The 15,553-nt window shown below is 45.6% G+C and carries 14 protein-coding genes and 1 pseudogene; 6 read left to right on the top strand and 9 right to left on the bottom strand.

Translation table 11 applies throughout. The features are described 5' to 3' along the window. Positions 1–25: 25 nt before the first annotated feature. The 3 genes from AXI59_RS00970 to AXI59_RS00960 all read right to left on the bottom strand — a co-directional run bounded on the left by AXI59_RS00970 (position 26) and on the right by AXI59_RS00960 (position 3,843). Positions 26–1,429, bottom strand: a complete 1,404-nt coding sequence (locus tag AXI59_RS00970) for a branched-chain amino acid transporter BcaP (protein WP_061527129.1) — start codon at positions 1,427–1,429, stop codon at positions 26–28. A gap of 362 nt (positions 1,430–1,791) precedes the next feature. Further along, on the bottom strand, positions 1,792–2,661 hold the full coding sequence (locus tag AXI59_RS00965) for an SDR family oxidoreductase (RefSeq protein ID WP_061527128.1): 870 nt from the start codon (positions 2,659–2,661) through the stop codon (positions 1,792–1,794). A gap of 78 nt (positions 2,662–2,739) precedes the next feature. Further along, on the bottom strand, positions 2,740–3,843 hold the full coding sequence (locus AXI59_RS00960) for a citrate synthase/methylcitrate synthase (protein ID WP_061527127.1): 1,104 nt from the start codon (positions 3,841–3,843) through the stop codon (positions 2,740–2,742). A gap of 109 nt (positions 3,844–3,952) precedes the next feature. Here AXI59_RS00960 and AXI59_RS00955 point away from each other — a divergent pair, with 109 nt between their 5' ends. Next, positions 3,953–4,828 (top strand): LysR family transcriptional regulator, encoded by an 876-nt coding sequence (locus AXI59_RS00955; RefSeq protein ID WP_061527126.1) that lies wholly within the window; start codon positions 3,953–3,955, stop codon positions 4,826–4,828. 69 nt (positions 4,829–4,897) lie between these two features. Here AXI59_RS00955 and AXI59_RS00950 read toward each other — a convergent pair whose 3' ends face one another. Beyond that, positions 4,898–5,737 (bottom strand): C40 family peptidase, encoded by an 840-nt coding sequence (locus AXI59_RS00950; protein ID WP_061521397.1) that lies wholly within the window; start codon positions 5,735–5,737, stop codon positions 4,898–4,900. 460 nt (positions 5,738–6,197) lie between these two features. Between AXI59_RS00950 and AXI59_RS00945 the strand changes: the two genes are divergently transcribed. Next, positions 6,198–7,577: an alkaline phosphatase gene (locus AXI59_RS00945; RefSeq protein ID WP_061521395.1), complete on the top strand. Its 1,380-nt coding sequence runs from the start codon at positions 6,198–6,200 to the stop codon at positions 7,575–7,577. A 36-nt stretch (positions 7,578–7,613) separates the two neighbouring features. Here AXI59_RS00945 and AXI59_RS00940 read toward each other — a convergent pair whose 3' ends face one another. Next, positions 7,614–9,020: a SpoVR family protein gene (locus AXI59_RS00940; RefSeq protein ID WP_061521394.1), complete on the bottom strand. Its 1,407-nt coding sequence runs from the start codon at positions 9,018–9,020 to the stop codon at positions 7,614–7,616. Between the two features lie 169 nt (positions 9,021–9,189). On the opposite strand from AXI59_RS00940, the pseudogene AXI59_RS00935 reads away from it, so the two are divergent. The 3 genes and pseudogenes from AXI59_RS00935 to lytF form a co-directional block, all read left to right on the top strand. Beyond that, positions 9,190–9,927, top strand: a pseudogene (locus tag AXI59_RS00935) (mechanosensitive ion channel); the annotation flags it as partial. Positions 9,928–10,230: 303 nt separating this feature from the next. Beyond that, positions 10,231–10,665 carry a nitric oxide-sensing transcriptional repressor NsrR gene (gene nsrR, locus AXI59_RS00930; protein ID WP_061527125.1) on the top strand — a complete coding sequence of 145 codons (435 nt, stop codon included), beginning with the start codon at positions 10,231–10,233 and terminating at the stop codon, positions 10,663–10,665. Between the two features lie 185 nt (positions 10,666–10,850). Continuing rightward, the gene (gene lytF, locus AXI59_RS00925) at positions 10,851–12,293 is read left to right on the top strand and encodes a peptidoglycan endopeptidase LytF (protein ID WP_061527124.1); all 1,443 of its coding nucleotides are present in this window, start codon (positions 10,851–10,853) and stop codon (positions 12,291–12,293) included. Between the two features lie 44 nt (positions 12,294–12,337). Here lytF and AXI59_RS00920 read toward each other — a convergent pair whose 3' ends face one another. Further along, positions 12,338–12,661 carry a DUF3889 domain-containing protein gene (locus tag AXI59_RS00920; protein WP_061527123.1) on the bottom strand — a complete coding sequence of 108 codons (324 nt, stop codon included), beginning with the start codon at positions 12,659–12,661 and terminating at the stop codon, positions 12,338–12,340. Positions 12,662–12,854: 193 nt separating this feature from the next. On the opposite strand from AXI59_RS00920, the gene AXI59_RS00915 reads away from it, so the two are divergent. After that, positions 12,855–13,097, top strand: a complete 243-nt coding sequence (locus AXI59_RS00915; RefSeq protein ID WP_061521390.1) for a YhdB family protein — start codon at positions 12,855–12,857, stop codon at positions 13,095–13,097. Positions 13,098–13,113: 16 nt separating this feature from the next. Here AXI59_RS00915 and AXI59_RS00910 read toward each other — a convergent pair whose 3' ends face one another. From AXI59_RS00910 to AXI59_RS00900, 3 genes are read right to left on the bottom strand one after another with little or no spacing between them, the layout of a single operon-like run. Continuing rightward, positions 13,114–13,638: an NADPH-dependent FMN reductase gene (locus AXI59_RS00910; protein ID WP_061527122.1), complete on the bottom strand. Its 525-nt coding sequence runs from the start codon at positions 13,636–13,638 to the stop codon at positions 13,114–13,116. Beyond that, a complete protein-coding gene (locus tag AXI59_RS00905) occupies positions 13,635–14,279 on the bottom strand; it encodes a response regulator (RefSeq protein WP_061521388.1) in 645 nt (214 codons plus the stop codon). The genes AXI59_RS00910 and AXI59_RS00905 overlap by 4 nt, the downstream gene beginning before the upstream one ends. Further along, positions 14,276–15,415, bottom strand: coding sequence for a GAF domain-containing sensor histidine kinase (locus tag AXI59_RS00900; RefSeq protein WP_061527121.1), 1,140 nt, complete (start codon positions 15,413–15,415; stop codon positions 14,276–14,278). Before AXI59_RS00900 ends, AXI59_RS00905 begins: the two co-directional genes overlap by 4 nt. Positions 15,416–15,553 lie beyond the last annotated feature (138 nt).

Genomic DNA, 15,553 nt, shown 5'->3' with positions numbered 1-15,553 from the left:
AAGAAGCGGCAAGGGCCGCTTCCTGTTACAGCTTCTCATTTAATTTGGAATGCTTTCTGGAGTATAAGAAATAAATCAGCAGGCCAATGATCAGCCAAATAAAGAAACGGAAAATCGTGGTCCAGCCAAGATTCAGGATCAAAAACAGGCAGAATAGAATCGCCAATGCCGGAATAAACGGAACCCCCGGGCATTTAAAGGCTCTCGGCAGATCCGGTTGTTTCTTTCTCAGCACAATTACTCCTACGGAAATCAGGACAAACGCAGCGAGCGTTCCGATGTTCACCAGCTTTGCAAGCTCGTCAAGCGGAACGAGTGAGCCGAGTAAGGCGGACAGGATGCCGAAAACCCATGTGACCACGTGAGGCGTTTTATGCTTAGGGTGAACTTTTGAAAGCGCCCCCGGCACTAACCCGTCACGGGACATCGCAAACATCACCCTGGTATGGCCGTACAGCATGACGAGCATCACTGTGGTCATTCCTAAAACTGCGCCGATATCAATAATGCCCGCCACCCAGTTTTGGCCGGCCATCTGCAGAACAAGAGATACAGGGTGATCGACGCCTTCAAATCGGGCAAACGGCACAACGCCTGTCATGATTGCCGATACCGTCACGTACAAAACAGTGCAGACCAATAATGAAAAAATAATTCCTTTAGGCAAGTCCTTTGCCGGGTTTTTCGTTTCCTCAGCGGCAGATGACACGGCATCAAAACCGATAAAGGAGAAAAAGACGAGGGCTGCTGCGCTGAATACTCCCCCAAAACCCATCGGCATAAATGGCTGCCAGTTATGCGGTTTGACATATACTGCCGCAACAGCGATAAATAACAGAACAACCAGAATTTTCAGAACAACCATGATATTATTGACCCGTTTTGATTCCTTAATGCCTAAGTAGAGTAGGAATGTAATGGCAAGCACGATGACAAAGGCGGGAAGATTAAAAAACGTTACCGTACCCTTAATAGACCCCGGCGCTGCTGTTAACGCGGCCGGCAGATGGATGCCGAAGCCCGCTAAAAATGATTGAAAATATCCGGAACAGCCGACTGAAACCGCACTGACGGCAAGCATATATTCCAAGATTAAATCCCAGCCGATAATAAAGGCGAGAAGTTCGCCTAATGTGGCATACGTAAATGTGTAAACAGAACCCGAAACTGGTACGCTTGAAGCAAATTCAGCATACGACAGAGCCGCAAATAAACAAGCGAGCGCCGCCACGACAAACGAAACAGTCAGCCCGGGCCCCGCCGTCACGGCTCCTGTTCCCGTTAAAACAAATATTCCCGTCCCGATGATCGCACCTATTCCGAGCAGCGTCAAATCAAAGGCGCCCAATTCCCTTTTCAGCGACTTCTCCCCGCTCGTTGCGGCAAGCAGATCCTGAATGCTTTTCTTTCTAAAAACGCTCCCCTTCATCTTCTTCACTCCCATTATATAAATCTTTTATATTAGAATATTCAGATAACAATGGCGATAATGACTAAATTCTTATTTTTCGCTATACATATCGCTGCCCATCATTCCTTTCTCCTACATCATATTATAACTAAAAATAAAAAAATGAACACAACTTTTTGAAAATTCTATATTTTATACAATACCGCCATATAATGATCATTGTTAACAAAGGATTGACAGGCTTTTATTATCATTTTTCCGAAGGAGGGAGATTACTATTTAACTGATAATTATCAATTTACCAATTTATACTTATCTAAACTTCCAAACAATAAAACATCCCGCACTCTGAGAGAATGCGGGATGTTTCTTACGAATGATTACGTTGAAATAAATCGTCCTCCGTTGACATGGATGGTCTGTCCTGTCATATAAGAGGATTCGTCTGAGGCCAAGAGCACATAAGCTCCTGCGTGTTCTGCGGGCTGGCCCGGTCTTTCCATCGGCGTGTCCAGACCGTGTTTTTTTACCTTTTCTTTTGTAAAAGTGGCCGGAATCAGCGCGGTCCAGATCGGGCCCGGCGCCACCGCGTTCACTCTGATTCCCTGATCAGCTAAAGACATCGCCATAGAACGCGTAAAGGAAACGATTCCGCCTTTCGTACAAGAATAATCTATCAATGATGTATCCCCTTGATAAGCGGTAATAGAGGTTGTGTTAATAATGGCGCTCCCTTTTTGCAAATGCGGCAGTACAGCTTTTGTCATATGGAACATTGAAAACATGTTTGTCCGGAACGTCTTTTCCAGCTGCTCTGTCGTGATATCGAGTATTCCGTTTTGCGGATGCTGTTCAGCCGCGTTATTCACAAGAATATCAATTTTCCCATAATGATCTATGACTTGCCGGACTGCCTTTTGGCAATGCGACTCATCGCCGACGTCTCCCGGAATTAACAGGCACTCAGCCTGCTCTTCTTCTGCCCGCTTCTTCGTTCTCTCGGCATCGGAATGCTCGTCGAGATACAGGATGGCTAGGTTCGCCCCCTCTTTCGCATAAGCGATCGCGGCGGCTGCGCCGATGCCGCTGTCTCCTCCCGTGATGAGGGCGACTTTGCCTTTTAATTTTCCGGAACCTTTATAATCCGGGTCCTCCAATAACGGCTTCGGGTCCATTTTCGACTCAACACCCGGCTGGCGATCCTGTCCCTGCGGTTTTTGTCCTTCTTTTTGTCTGTCCATCGGATTCATTTTCTCACTCTCCTGCAAATGGTGTTAATGAACGATACCACGCCGTGTGAGGAGTTAAACGGACAAATATGCCCCCGATTACAGCTGCTGAGCCGCTTGGGGAAATGAACCGATGTATGTTGCAGACGGCCTGAAAATCATGTTGTTTGAGGCCTGTTCAAGCACGTGGGCGCACCAGCCTGCCATGCGGCTTGCTGAAAATGTCGGGGTAAACAAAGCGTCGTCAAAACGAATCGCCTTCATCACCGCAGCGGCGTAAAATTCCACATTGGTGTACAGTTTGCGGCCCGGCTTATACTTTTCCAATAAGCGGACGGCTTCCTGTTCCACATGCAGCGCCAAATCGAGAGACCTGTCATCCCCAGCCACCTCTTCAGCCTTTATACGCAGCGCTTCCGCACGCGGATCCTTCGTTTTATATACTCTGTGGCCAAAGCCCATCAGACGTTCCCCCCGCTCCAGCTTGGCTGTCAAATACGCTTCGGCATTCTCTTTTTCTCCGATGTCCTCAAGCATTTTCGTTACACCGGAAGGCGCTCCTCCATGCAGCGGCCCTTTCATCGTGCCGAGCGCGGAAGTTACCGCGGATACCAAATCGGATTCAGTGGATACGGTGACTCTGGCTGAAAAAGTAGACGCATTCATGCCATGCTCCATCGCCAAAATCATATACGTCTCAAGCGCCTTTTTCTGCGCTTCCGTCGGCCGTCTGCCAGTCAGCATATATAAATAATTTTCTGCATGTCCGTATTGAGCATTCGGCGCTGCCGCTTCTTCTCCTTTAATCCGTCTGTATCTGTAAGCAATGATTGTCGGTGTGACCGCAATCAGCCGGATGGCTTCTTCCGGCCTGGGCGGGTACGCAAAAGAATCTGTGCCTAATGATGAAATGGCCGTCCTCAGCACCGCCATATCGTCCATATGGTGTGGCAGTGTTTCCAGTAAATCGATGATATGCTTCGGCAGCGTGCGTTCCGCCGTCAGATTTTCCTGAAAGTCCAGTAATTCGCGCGCATCCGGAAGCGTTCCGTATAAAATGAGATACGCCGCTGCCTCAAAGCTGGATTGCAGCGCAATCACTTTCGCTTCATATCCGCGATATATTAAATGCCCCTTTTCTCCGTCAATGTGGCTGATTGCCGTTTCTGCACAAGTAATCCCTTTTAATCCATGATGTATCAATGTGATTCCCCCTCGTCCTCTTTCTGTTATTATAGTAAATATAATATTTAAAAAATAATGAATATTTTTAAGGGAATTAATTAAAACTTTTAATCAGAGGAGAGCATTTATGGATTTCAAATGGCTTCACACCTTTGTGACCGCAGCAAAATATGAGAATTTCAGAAAAACGGCGGAAACGCTTTTTTTATCTCAGCCGACCGTCACCGTCCACATTAAGTTATTGGAGAAAGAAATCAGCTGCAAGCTGTTCCAGCGAAGCGGCAGAAAAATACAATTGACAGAGGAAGGCAAGGCATATGTGCCGTTTGCCATGAGGCTGCTTGAGGATTATGAAAACAGCATGGCAGAGCTGCACAGAGTGCGCCAAGGCTACTCGCAAACCTTAACGCTCGCTGTGTCGCCGCTTATTGCCGACACCATTCTCCCGTCTGTGATGAAGCGTTACACGGCTGCCAATGAAGAAACCGAAATGACCGTAACGATTTATGAATCGGAGGAAATCGCATCCCAAATCAAAACAGGCTCAGCGGATATCGGTCTGAGCTGTTTGAAGGTGCAATCGGCCTCCCTCACATGCCGTTCTCTGTATCATGACCCCGTTGTGCTTGTCTCGCCCCCTGATCAAAAACTTCACACCGGGAAGGCGGCCGATGTCAAAGATCTGCTCGGACACTACCTGCTGCTCACCCATAACCATCCCGATTACTGGGATGATTTGCTCCGCCAGGTCAGAATACAGTTTCCCTTCGTCAGGACAATGAAGGTGACGCAGACGCACATTACAAAGCGATTTATCAAAGAAGGGCTCGGCGTCTCGTTTCTGCCGCTGTCAACGGTAAAAGCTGAACTTGCGGCCGGCAGCATGATTGAAATCCCGTGTGACTTTGCCCAGATGCCGAGAGCCGGAGCATATGCCATCGCCCTGCATGAAAATGAGAAAAAGAAAACCTTTTTAGACTTTTTATCGCATTTTCACTTTTAAGAGAAACAAAATAGAGGCGTGTGCCGTCTAATAAAAAAACCCGTTCTGATGAACGGGTTTTCATGGCTGTTAGAATCTTTTCGCGCCCAGGTAGCGAGGCTTCCAATAGCTGTTATTGAGATCGCCTGTCGCGACGCCGTCAGAACCGGCGTGGATGAACTTGTTGTTTCCAATGTAAACACCCATGTGAGAAGGGCCTGCCTGATATGTTGTAAAGAAGACGAAGTCACCTGGTGACGGGCTTGACACGCTTTTCATTGAGCTCCAGTATCCCGCAGTGCTTGTTCTTCCGACGCTCGTCTGTTTGTTGAGCAAGTACCAGATAAATCCGCTGCAGTCAAAGCCGGACGGCGTTGTTCCGCCCCATACATACGGCGTTCCCATCAGTGATTGCGCATCAGAAATCAGCTTGTTTACACTCAGCTTCGTTTGAGCGGTATTACCGTTTGATGAAGAAGACGGTTTAGATGGTTTAGACGGTGAAACCGTTGACGAGCCGGAGTTTGAACTTGACCCTTTTACTTTAAGAACCTGGCCGATGCGGATAAGATCTGTTTTTAAACCGTTTAAGCTTTTTAATTGATTAACAGTCATGCTGTATTTATTCGAAATTTTCCAAAGGCTGTCGCCTCTCACTACTTTATATGTAGATGATGATGAACTGCTGCTTGAACTTGAACCGGATGAAGAAGATTTACCGTTAATTGATAACGTTTGTCCTATGTAAATAATATCCGATTTTAGTTTATTTTCTGATTTAATGGAATTAATTGTTGTTCCGTATTGATTTGAAAGTCCCCACAATGTATCGCCTTTTTTTACTTTAATGCTTTGTGCAGATGCCGCTCCCGCAAACAAAGTAGTTCCCAATACCACCGCTGTTGTTGCTGTAACAAGTTGCTTTTTCATGTTTTCCTCCCTAAATTCATCTATCTATTTTATAATCTCTTTTTTTAAGTTTTTATCTGTTTTCTATTATAAGGTTCAATTTCCACTAGAAATAGACTTGACTTCCCGTGACAAATTTCTTACTAATTCGTTTTTAAAAAAAGTTTTTAAGGGTATTAAATATTTCAATTTGATTTCAAACATGACGAAAAACAAGTTGTTTTGTCATGTTTTTTTCCTGCCGTCCTCATTTTTTGGGAAAATGAAGAAGTTTTATTAACAGATTCATCCTTGTTAAAAAACCCAGCCGTTTTTCAGAAAAGATGAATGGTTTCCGCTGTTACATGAAAAAATAACAGCACACCGGGGTTTACATTTCTAACAAATGTTTCACCTGAAATTTACAGCATTGACAGCCGCCCTTTACAAACATCCCCTACCATAAAACATGCAGAACATGATTAAAGGAGGACAAGTGAGAATGAGTCTATTTAAACAGGTTAGATCAAAGCTTTTGCCGGCAGCAGCCGTGTCCGTATTGACAGCCGGTCTGATTGCGGGAGCGGGGTTTCAGCATTCAGAGCAGGCAGCTGCTAAAAAACAAGAAGACAAAAACGAAATCAGAAACGTCATCTTCATGATCGGCGACGGGATGGGCGCCCCGTATATGAACGCCTACCGTTCGGTCATCAACAAAGGCAAACCGGCGGACGGCATGAAGCTGACGGCATTCGATCCAAATCTGACCGGCATGATGATGACTTATCCCGACGATCCTGATTCCAACATCACCGATTCTGCGGCAGCCGGCACGGCAATGGCCACAGGCGTTAAAACCTACAACGCCGCCATCGGCATGAATAAAAAAGGACAGCGTGTCAAATCAGTCCTTGAGGAAGCGAAACAGCGGGGCAAATCCACAGGGCTTGTGGCTACGTCAGAAATTGCCCACGCTACGCCAGCGGCATTCGGAGCCCATAACAAATCAAGAAAAAACATGAATGAAATCGCCAGCAGTTATATTGATGATCAAATCAACGGAAAACCGAAAGTGGATGTTTTGCTCGGCGGCGGAAAAACAAATTTCATCCGTAAAGACCGCAATGTGACGAAGGACTTCAAAAAAGCGGGTTTCAGCTATGTCACGACAAAACAAGAGCTGAAAAAGGACAAAAATAAACAGGTTCTCGGACTGTTTGCCGACGGCGGCCTTGCCAAAGCGTTAGACCGCACGAGCGAGACGCCTTCATTAGAAGACATGACAACTTCAGCCATCGACAGGCTGAACACAAACAAAAAAGGATTTTTCTTAATGGTGGAAGGCAGCCAGATTGATTGGGCCGGACATGACAACGATGTTGTCGGAGCGATGAGCGAAATGAAGGATTTTGAAAAAGCGTATAAAGCCGCTATCGCGTTTGCCAAAAAAGACAAGCATACTCTTGTCATTGCAACGGCAGACCACACGACAGGCGGATTTACCGTCGGAGCGAACGGCGAGAAAAATTGGCATGTTGAACCGATTTTGGCTGCGAAAAAGACACCTGCATTTATGGCTGATCAAATCAAAGCCGGAAAATCAGCATCTTCCGTGCTCACTCAGTATACCAAGCTGAAATGGTCAAAGGATGAGATCAAACAGGTCGAAACGGCGGCGAAGCAGGACCCTGATAAAGGCGCCTACAAAGCGATCATTAAGCTCTTTAATACGAAAACCAACAGCGGCTGGACAAGCGGCGACCATACCGGTGAAGAAGTGCCCGTATACGCATACGGTCCCGGAAAAGAAGCATTTACCGGCCTTCTGAACAACACGGATCAGGCGAAAAACATATTTAAAATTTTAAAAAACGGCAAATAAAAAAAGGATGCGGGTTTCCCTGCATCCTTTTTTCTTTTACATATATCTGCGATGTACTCCTTTTCCGTCATAAGAGAACATGACTTCCTTATCCTCAAGAACGGACTCAATGTGCACGCTCCTTCCCCACAGCTGATACAGATACGGCAGCACCTTCTCCAAATACTTCAGATCCAGCTCTATTCCTTCGTACCAATGCTTAATATAGAGCTCATTATTTTTCAAGTAGTCGCCGTCATTAACGGTCAAGTACGGAAATCCTCCGTTCACCCGCATGTTCACGAGCTGGTCCCGCACAGCCTTCCACTCTTTGTCGATAATCTTATAATCCCGGCCCTGTTTTTGGAATAAATAAAGGTCCTCTCGCAGCACGAGGTCTTTGGTCAAATAATTACGGATGAACGATATATCAGATTCGATTTCCCTGACTTCAAACATTTTCTCGCGTCCGGATTCGGGCTTTACCCCTATTTTTTTCATTTCCTCTGTCGGTTTGTCATACCGCTCCTCAATATCTTCGAAGATTTTAAGGCCTAAATAATACGGATTGATTCCCGTTTTTGACGGCTGAACGACGCCGGCATTCAGCTTCGCAAATTCAATTGCTTCATCTGACGTCAATTCAAGCTCACGGATAATCCGCTGATGCCAATACGATGCCCAGCCCTCGTTCATGATTTTTGTTTCCAGCTGCGGCCAAAAATACAGCATTTCTTCTCTCATCATTGTTAAAATATCACGCTGCCACGGTTCAAGCTCCCGCGAATGCTCTTCAATAAAAAGCAGAATGTCCTTTTCCGGCCGGGGAGGAAACGCCTTTTTCCCTTTTTTCTTTTTTACTTGCTTCGGCTTATCGATATTCCATAAATCATCATACGGCGAGGAAACGGTGTCCTCCTCGTCCTCCTCATCATCGTCGACGCTCCATAACAGCTTCGGCCTGACCAAGGACGGATCGATATGCTCCTGAATGGCCAGGATGGCGTCTAAAAAGGATTCCACCTCTTTTATCCCATGAATTCTTTCATAATGTTTAATCCGTTCAGCCGTCGCCGCCATGCTTTCGACCATGTCCTGCTTCGTATTTTGAAAGCGGCAGTTATTTTTGAAAAAATCACAATGAGCCAGAACGTGGGCGACAATTAATTTATTTTGGATCAGCGAATTGCTGTCCAGCAAAAAAGCGTAGCAAGGGTCCGAATTAATGACAAGTTCATAAATTTTACTCAAACCGAGATCATAGTGAAGCTTCATCTTGTGAAATTGCTTGCCGAAGCTCCAATGGCTGAATCTCGTCGGCATGCCGTACGCGCCGAATGTATAAATAATCTCAGCCGGACAAATTTCATATCTCATCGGGTAGAAATCAAGGCCGAATCCCTTTGCAATCTCGGTTATTTCCTCAATTGCCCGCTGCAAACCCTTCTTCTCCTCCGCGTTCAACCGAATCCCCCCTACTTGGACTTATTTATAATGTATGACCCCGCCTGTCAAAAGATGAAATAATAGACCGGTTTCCATCTGAAAATCTTTTGGCACATCCGCCCTGTTTGCTTTATGTGTGAGTGGGTAAAACACACACCATACCCCTTAAAGAAAAGGAGAGATTCTATTGAATACAGCAGAGATGCTTACTTCGTATCTCAGTAAATTGCCGAATTTAATCATTGCGCTTCTCGTCCTGCTGATCGGCTGGGGCATTGCCAACATCATTGAAAAAGCCGTGTTCAAAGGGCTGCAAAAAACAAAAATCGATGACAAGCTGTTTGCGGAAAAAAAGCCCTCCCGCTATTCATCGGAAAAAGTGGTCAGCAAGGTCATTTATTTTATCGCATTGATTATCGTTTTTATTCTGTTCTTTAACATTCTGCATCTGACAACCGTTGCTTCTCCGTTTGTCAGCATGCTCTCAGCCATAACGGCGGCCGTACCGAGCGTTTTAAAAGCCGGATTGATTCTCTTATTGGGATGGGCGGCTGCTTCGCTTTTCAGCTGCCTCGTCAAAAAGGCTGGCATGAAGCTTTCCGAAAACGGCTGGCTCAGAAAATGGAACATGGTTTCAGAAGAAAAAGATGTCAGCCAATCGGTTATGGCTGTCTCCCGAATCATTTTCTATCTCGTATTGCTCGTCTTTTTGCCGGGCGTCTTGTCCGCTCTGCAAATCAGCGGGGTATCAGGACCGTTTACAAATATGATTCAAAACGTACTGTCCTTCTTACCTAAATTATTTGCCGCGTCCCTGATTGTTTTAATCGGCTGGCTGGTTGCCCGGCTTGTCCGTGATATTATCACAAATTTCCTGGCAATCATCGGAACCGAAAGACTTGCCGCGCGAATGGGACTCGCCATTGAGTCGCCGCCGCCATTGTGAATTCCGCGTTTATTCTCATCCTGGGCGGTTTCGCTCTAACGTTCGGACTTTCATTCGGCCTTGGAGGAAAAGAGTTCGCCTCCCGTTATTTAGCGAAATTGGATCGCAAAATAGAAAAGCATCAATCAGATCATCATCAAAAACCGCCAATGTCTTAACCAAAAAACGTGTGCTCACGGGGCACACGTTTTTTTATGGGGGTCTGAATTCCTTTTTTTTCATTTTAGATTCATATATGATAAAATGTAACAGAAGCAAAATCTCTTATTTCGAGGTCATTCTATGAAATTAACTAATTACACCGATTATTCTTTAAGAGTTTTGATTTTTTTGGCTTCCAGACATTCCGAAGAGCTTTCTAACATAAAACAAATTGCTGAAACGTATTCAATTTCTAAAAATCATCTTATGAAAGTGATTTATCGTCTCGGCCAGCTCGGTTACGTGGAAACCATCCGCGGCCGGGGAGGCGGAATTCGATTAGGAATGGCGCCGGAAGACATAAACATTGGAGAGGTCGTCAGAAAAACAGAAGACGACTTTAACATCGTAGAATGCTTTGACTCTCAAAAAAATCTCTGTATCATATCTCCTGCCTGCAACTTGAAGCATTTGCTGAATGAAGCCCTTTCATCCTATCTTGCCGTTTTAGATAAATATACATTAAGAGACCTGGTTATAAATAAAGAGGAGATTATGAGACTGTTAAGAAACTGAAGGAATGCCAGCATTCCTTCTTTTTTTATGCTTTCGTAAGAAAAAAGACCTAATTCTCTCAAATCGATAAACGATCAGCAGACATGAGCCGATATTAAGGTTATCATTACTGTTGTCTTCACCCTGCGGATGCAGATATTGGGTGACGGGACAGAAAAATCATCGCAGGAAAAGGGAGATTTACTATGAAAAAAAAATTAGCAGTCGGTCTGACTGCATCTGCGATTGTCGGGTCTGCATTAACAGTAACACCGGCAGAAGCACAAACCATTAAAGTAAAAAGCGGGGATTCTTTATGGAAGCTTGCCCAAAACTACAACACAAGCGTGGATGCGATTACATCAGCCAATCATCTGAAATCCACCGTTCTTTCCATTGGACAGACACTCACCATTCCAAACGGCAAATCCGATTCGGGCAGCTCTTCTTCATCTTCCAAAAAAACCAGTACGACTAAGAGCGTTTATACGGTAAAAAGCGGAGATTCGCTGTGGCTGATTGCGACAGATTTTAAAATGTCCGTGCAGGAGCTGAAAAAACTGAACGGGCTGACAAGCGATTTAATACGCGCCGGCCAAAAATTACAGGTGTCAGGAAAGGTTTCCTCAAGTACAGGGCAGACGAAAAACACTTCAGGCAGCAGTTCAAATAATAACAGCTCAAAAAACTCATCGTCTTCAGGGACGTACAAAGTAAAGCTCGGAGATTCACTTTGGAAAATCGCAAACAGCGTCAATATGACCATTGCAGAATTAAAGGTATTAAACAATTTAAAAACAGACACCATCTATGTGAACCAGGTCCTAAAAACGAAAGGAACGGCTTCATCAGGAAATAAGCCGTCAAACAACAATTCGAATAATAACCAAACGCAAACGTCAACCTATACGGTGAAAAGCGGGGACTCGCTCTGGAAGATCGCAAACGCATACAATATGACAGTTCAGCAAATCAGAACCAACAATCAATTAACATCGGACGTGCTTCAGGTCGGACAAGTGCTTAAGCTGACAAAAACGTCCTCTTCCGGTTCTTCGTCAACACCGTCAACACCGAGCAATTCCGGAAATACAGGGAAAACGACTACATACACGGTCAAAAGCGGGGATTCTTTATGGGTGATCGCCCAAAAATTCAATGTGACCGCACAGCAGCTCCGTGAGAAAAACAATTTAAAAACAGATGTGCTTCAAATCGGGCAAAAGCTGACGATTACAGGCCAGTCAACATCTTCAACACCAAACAATTCAGGAGACACCGGCTCAACAAGCGCCAAAATCAACACGATGATCAGTGCCGCGAAAGCACAATTGGGCGTGCCGTATGTATGGGGCGGGACGACACCGAGAGGCTTTGACTGCAGCGGGTTCATTTATTACGTTCTGAATAAAGTCACTTCCGTATCCAGACTGTCAGCCGCAGGCTACTGGAATACGATGTCATCTGTCAGCCAGCCGGCCGTCGGAGACTTTGTCTTCTTTTCAACTTATAAAGCGGGACCTTCTCATGTCGGAATTTATCTTGGAAACGGTCAGTTTATTAATGCCAATGATTCGGGAGTCGTTATTTCCAGCATGGATAATTCATATTGGAAACAGCGCTACCTTGGCGCCAAACGTTTCTTCTGATGTTTATAGTGCTGTACGGCCAATTAAAGGCTGTACAGCTTTTTTTACAGCCGAAATATGTTGATGCTGATGACGTGTTTTGTCACAGGGTGAAAATACACTTCGGCGCGGGAGGAAAACGTTTCAGCCTTCGTTTTTACCGTTACCCGAAATACGTCTTTTGTCTGTTCCCGATTCATCTTTGTACGCCCCATATAGGAATAATCCGAAAGCTCGGCGTCTTTATATTCACGTTTAAGCTGATTCCAGGCGAGATGCTCCCATTTCTCTACTGATTCATTGAGGTGCTCCGTATGTCCTTTTTCAGCGATTGAGACGATTAAAATGCCGCAAAACAGCAGGGCAAGCGCAAATGGAAGGGATTTCATCTGTAGGTTCTCCTGAGTCGTTATTTGTTTTCTTAGCGTTTCCAAAAACGGCCCAAGCATGCACATTTTATTTTATGTCTCCCTCATATTGCTATGCCGCTGTTCATGCGGCCGCCAACTTTTCCCCCGAAGCTTCCAGGGCTGATCGGCATAAACTAATCACGAACTTCTCACCGGAAAGGAGAAGCGAAAGATGGATCATGCCGATTATGATAAAGCCCTGTATTACACACATCGATCCCAATGGGATAACTTATTAATTCTGATGGTGCGCACAAAAGATGATTTATTATCAAAACGAATCGAGCACTTTCTGCATGCGTATCATTTTGAATTCGATAACGCGGTGCTTGAAAAAGAACTGTATTCACTCCTCGGCTATATTGATCATGCGGCAGAAATGGCGTATGAAGATCAACTGGCCCTTCTGACATAAAAAAAATCCCGGCTTTTTAAACGCCGGGATTTATTGCTTTAGCGAACACTTGTAATTCTTCCATCATTTCTTTAATACTGACCGCCATATCCTCTGTAACGGTTTGATGTTCAAGATCAATATGTACAGGATCTAAAATGAGCTGTTTCGGAATCACATTTGCATACACGCCCCGCATAACCGTGCGCATATTTGTCAATGCATTCATTCCGCCTTTTCCGCCGCCCGCTGCTGCAAGTATCGCAACCGGTTTATATTTCAACTGTTCACTGCTTAAGAAATCAATGGCGTTTTTTAAAGCGCCGCTCATGCCGCTGTGATATTCAGGGGATAATAAAACCAATGCAGACGACTCTTTTACGCGCTGTCTCAGCTCTTTAACCGATTGGAGTTCAGCCTGTTTTTCTTCGCCGTTATAAAGCGGCAGTCCGCTTTCGCTCAGGTCGATTAAATCCGTATGGAAACGGTCTCTGATATACGAAGCCGCGATTCTTGTCCTGCCGTGTTTTCTCGGAGTGCCGCTTATCACTAAAATACTCATTTTTCCATCTCTCCATATAAGTTATTTTTCACAGCAAACAAAGCCGCCTGCGTCCGGTCTGAAAGCTCCAGTTTCGAAAGTAAGTTGGACACATGGGTTTTGACTGTTTTTTCAGAAATAAACAGGAATGAAGCGATTTCTTTATTGCTTTTTCCGCCCGCTATTTCCTTCAGAACGTCTTTTTCCCGGCGCGTCAGCTGATAATATTTTTCTTTATCCTGATCATCCTGCCTCATATGTGTCAGCACATGGGGCATAATATCCGCCGAGAGCTGATAACGGCCGGAATACACTTGGCGCAGCGTTCTCACTAAATCATCGGGCTGTGCGTCTTTCAGCTGATACGCCTTCGCGCCGGCTTTAAGAGCCGGAATGACATGCTGCTGGTCAGAATAGCTTGTGAGCACCACAATACTGATGTCCGGAAACCGTTCTGAAGCGATTTTTGCCGCTTCAATGCCGTCCATATCCGGCATTGATAAATCCATTAAAATAATGTCCGGCTTTGTTTCTTGAGCAGCTTGAAGAGCTTCGGCTCCGGTAGACGCCTCGCCGACAACCTCAATATCTTCTTGAGTGGCAAAGAAAAAACGAAGTCCTTTGCGGACAACGTGATGATCATCGGCTATGACAATTTTCATCGTTTCGTCCTCCTTTTGCCGTCAAGCGGAAGTTTGACGGAGATAATGGTGCCCGAACCAAGCTCAGACAGCAGCGTAAAACGGGCGCCGCATGCTTCAGCGCGCGCCTTCATCCCGCCAATGCCGAGCGACGGCAGCCCGGCATGCGCCTCAACGCTGAAACCTGCGCCTTGATCAGCAATTTTAAGCTCTGCGTATTCCGGTTCCTCCGCCACAGAAATAGAAACCCGTCCCGTTCCCGCGTGTTTTTTACAATTATTCAGAGCCTCTTGGGCAATTCTCCACAGCGCATGCTCCTGTTCATCAGTAATCGGCGAGACATCGGCCCTTTCACAGACTGCTTGTAAGCCGATTAGAGCGGCATAGCTTTTGATTGACTCACAAAGCCCTTTCGTAAGACTTTCGGGCCGCAGCTGCCAGATGAGCGCCCTCATTTCCGCTAATGCGTCTTGAGAAAGCTCTTGGATGAAACTGATCATCTGCCGCAGCCGTTCATCATCCGTCAAGGTTTTGGCCGCTTTTGCCGTTAAGCTGACGGAAAACAGCATCTGGTTGACGGAATCATGCAGCTCTTGCGCAAGCCGGCTCCGTTCCACCAAAAGCGCATTCTGCTGTTCATATTCAGCGAGTTTCATCCGCTGAATCGCCGTCCCGATTTGAAAAGCGACAGCCTCAAGAAGATGAAGCTCCTCCTCATTAAAAAACGTCTTCCCGCCGGCAGCGACATTTAATAAACCGAATCTCCGGTCGCCGTCTTCAAGCGGGACGGTCGCATGATGGGTAATGCCCTCCGTATCGTATGAATTCGCTTGTTCCGCCAATTCAATCCGCTTACAATTCATAATGTTTGCCGCATTTGTCAATCCGCCATTGCTGAATTTGGTGAGACAATAGCAGTCTCCGCTGCACATCAGCACGTTTTCCCGCTGACTGAGGGCAGGCGGCAAATAAGCGGATGCTGCCAGTGTATAGGATTCATCCGGCTCAATCAGAAAAATCCAGCCCGATTGCAGGCCGGTCAGGCTGAGCAGTTCACGCAGCACTTCATCAAGTGTTTCTTTCAGATCATGACCTTGGTTTAAAGTTTCCGCAATCGCTTTTAATGTTTTTAATTTCTCCACCGATGTTTTGCTCAAACTCTCTCACTCCGGCCAATAAGAATTATCTATATTATAACAGTAATTCTCAAAATATTCCTTCGTTTACAGGATGAATTTTTCTCAGCCTTTTGGATGAGGCGCATCAAAAAATCCGCCGGCTGAGATACCGGCGGA

Source organism: Bacillus nakamurai (assembly GCF_001584325.1).
Lineage (GTDB): Bacteria > Bacillota > Bacilli > Bacillales > Bacillaceae > Bacillus > Bacillus nakamurai.
This window is presented reverse-complemented; position numbering and strand designations above follow the sequence as displayed.

Bases quoted from the DNA above. Each gene is read 5' to 3' on its own strand.
- AXI59_RS00970 (WP_061527129.1), bottom strand. From the start codon at position 1,429: ATGAAGGGGAGCGTTTTTAGAAAGAAAAGCATTCAGGATCTGCTTGCC.
- AXI59_RS00965 (WP_061527128.1), bottom strand. From the start codon at position 2,661: ATGAATCCGATGGACAGACAAAAAGAAGGACAAAAACCGCAGGGACAG.
- AXI59_RS00955 (WP_061527126.1), top strand. From the start codon at position 3,953: ATGGATTTCAAATGGCTTCACACCTTTGTGACCGCAGCAAAATATGAG.
- AXI59_RS00950 (WP_061521397.1), bottom strand. From the start codon at position 5,737: ATGAAAAAGCAACTTGTTACAGCAACAACAGCGGTGGTATTGGGAACT.
- AXI59_RS00945 (WP_061521395.1), top strand. From the start codon at position 6,198: ATGAGTCTATTTAAACAGGTTAGATCAAAGCTTTTGCCGGCAGCAGCC.
- nsrR (WP_061527125.1), top strand. From the start codon at position 10,231: ATGAAATTAACTAATTACACCGATTATTCTTTAAGAGTTTTGATTTTT.
- lytF (WP_061527124.1), top strand. From the start codon at position 10,851: ATGAAAAAAAAATTAGCAGTCGGTCTGACTGCATCTGCGATTGTCGGG.
- AXI59_RS00920 (WP_061527123.1), bottom strand. From the start codon at position 12,661: ATGAAATCCCTTCCATTTGCGCTTGCCCTGCTGTTTTGCGGCATTTTA.
- AXI59_RS00915 (WP_061521390.1), top strand. From the start codon at position 12,855: ATGGATCATGCCGATTATGATAAAGCCCTGTATTACACACATCGATCC.
- AXI59_RS00910 (WP_061527122.1), bottom strand. From the start codon at position 13,638: ATGAGTATTTTAGTGATAAGCGGCACTCCGAGAAAACACGGCAGGACA.
- AXI59_RS00905 (WP_061521388.1), bottom strand. From the start codon at position 14,279: ATGAAAATTGTCATAGCCGATGATCATCACGTTGTCCGCAAAGGACTT.